This is a genomic window from Pelomicrobium sp. G1, assembly GCF_051905455.1.
GTDB lineage: Bacteria > Pseudomonadota > Gammaproteobacteria > Burkholderiales > UBA6910 > Pelomicrobium.
The window spans coordinates 1-2184 of the sequence record NZ_JBQACR010000033.1 but is presented as its reverse complement, the minus strand read 5'-3'; the positions used below and the strand labels follow the sequence as shown (position 1 = coordinate 2184).

Annotated in this window: 1 protein-coding gene; it reads right to left on the bottom strand. The window is 71.7% G+C overall.

Annotation, left to right across the window (positions count from 1 at the left end; all coding sequences use genetic code 11):
* Positions 1-2184, bottom strand: a 2184-nt coding sequence (locus tag ACTFO6_RS17210) for a calcium-binding protein (RefSeq protein WP_439935663.1), incomplete at both ends; no start/stop codon positions are given.

The window sequence follows — 2184 nt, the reverse complement described above, 5'->3', positions numbered from 1 at the left end:
TACTGCCAGTTCGCCGCGATCACCGGTTCGAGCGCCTGCTGGTACTGCGGCGGCAGCGTTCCCTGGCCCATGGAGGGCGGGGCGAAGGCGGCCATCGCCTGCACGAGCTGCTCCACCTGGGCCTCCCACAGCCCCCGGCCCTCGGCCGTCTCGAAGCGCTCCACCCGGTGCTCGGCGCCCCGATACCAGTCCTCGATCAGGAGCCGGTCGCGGGAGCCCAGGAGGCGCACCTCCAGATCGTGCCCCGAGCGCCGGAACCAGAGCGCTTCCGGGGCGATGCCGGGAAGGAAGCGCACGGTGTCGGTGGGGCCGGCGGTCGCGTCCTGCTCGAAGAGCCGGTCGCGCCCGTGCCCACGCCCGAAGAGGTAGAGGTCGCTGCCCGGGCCGCCCTCGAGCCGGTCGTCGCCCGCACCCCCCACCAGGGTGTCGTCCCCGGCACCGCCCGAGAGTGCGTCGTTGCCAGGCCCGCCCTCGAGCCCATCGTCGCCGCTGGAAGCCCAAAGGGTGTCGCGCCCTTCACCGCCTTCGATGCTCACGCTCCCGTAGGCGTACGTTTCGCTCGTGAGGTCCACCACGTCGTCACCCGCACCCAGAATGATGCGCTCGATGCCGGAAAGCCGCGGCCCTCCCCGGAGGCTGGGACTGAAGGCATCGTCCAGGAAAATCGCCTCCGCCCGGTCGGTCCCCATGAGCGTGTCGAATCCCTCGCCCCCATCGAAGACGTCGTGGGAGCGCCCCTTGCCCTGGATGGGTATGCTTTGGCCTGTACCGGGCCTGCCCGGGCTGCCCGCATGGAGGGCCCGGGAGCGAGCGCCCCAGCGGGCGTCGGCGAAGAAGTGGAGCGTGTCCTCGCCGCTGCCAGCCCGCAGGAAGTCGGCGCCTGCCCCGCCGCTCAGATGATCGTTGCCGGCGCCCGCTTCCAGTCCATCGTCGCCCGCTTCGCCCGAGAGGGTGTCGTGGCCCGTGCCGCCCACGAGCCGCTCTGGCGCGGCCGTGCCCACGAGGGCCCGGTCCGGCGAGCGGGGCAGAAGGAGATGGAAGTCGGCGAAAGCCCTCGCCCCGGCCAGGTCGGTGGCCCTCACCCGGATGGCGTAGGGGCCCAGGTCTTCGTTGCCCGGCGTGCCGGCGAAGGTGCGGGTGGCCGGGTCGAAGCCGAGCCAGGCGGGAAGGGCAGAGCCATCGGCAAGCGTCGCCGAATAACTGAGCCGGTCCCACGCGTCGGGATCCGAGAAGGCCTCCAGAGGGAGCGTGAAGCGGAAAGGCGTATCTTCCAGCGCTTGCTGGTCTTCCAGGGGCTGCACCCATACCGGCGCGTCGTTCACCCGGTCTTCGAGCGTGGCGGCGTCCCACCGGGTGCCGTCGGCGAAGGCGACGGCTTCGAGCCCGAAGCCCGCTTCCGCGCCGCGATGCACGGTGACGCTGTCTTGGCTTCCGGCCAGGCGCAGCCGCAGGTCGGCTCCCTCCCGGGTGATGATGAGCTCGTCGGGGCCGATGCCGGGTCCGAGCGCCAGGATGTCCTGATCGATGCCGCTCGGATCGACGTCCTCGATCCGGTCTTCCCCGGCCCCACGCCCGAAGCGGTAAGTGTCGCTCCCAGCGCCACCGACGAGACGATCCGCCCCGGGGCCGCCGTCCAGGACATCGTCGCCCGCGCCTGCGGAGAGGGCGTCGTCGCCTTCGCCTCCCTCGATCCGGTCGGCGACGCTCGTGCCGGCGATCACGTCATCGCCCGCGGTGCCCGCAAGGTCGAAGCCGCGCTCGATGAGCGCCCCATAAGTCATCCCGGTGCCGTCGGCAAAGCGCAGCCGCTGGAAAGGCGCGGAACCCTGGGCATCCCGGGGGTCGAAACGGGGGAAATGGAGCTCGTCGCCTTCGTTCCCCACGCGGATCACCAGCGACCCCAAGGTCAAGGAGAGCATCTCGGGGACGATGCCCGCCCCGAAGGCGATCTCGGTCACGGCGGGATCGTCGATCACCACTCGCCCCGCCCCGCGCTCGAAGGGGTAGACCGTGTCCGCGGGCGGATCAAAGGCAGGCGCTTCTGGCGCGAGGGCGATCAACTCGGCGAGCGACAGGCTTGCGCCGTCGGCGAAGCGCACCGTCTCGATTCCCCGCCCCAGGGGCTCCTGCGGCCGGGGGATCAGAAGCCGCGCCCCCCGCCCATCGCCCCAGGAGAGGTCGAGG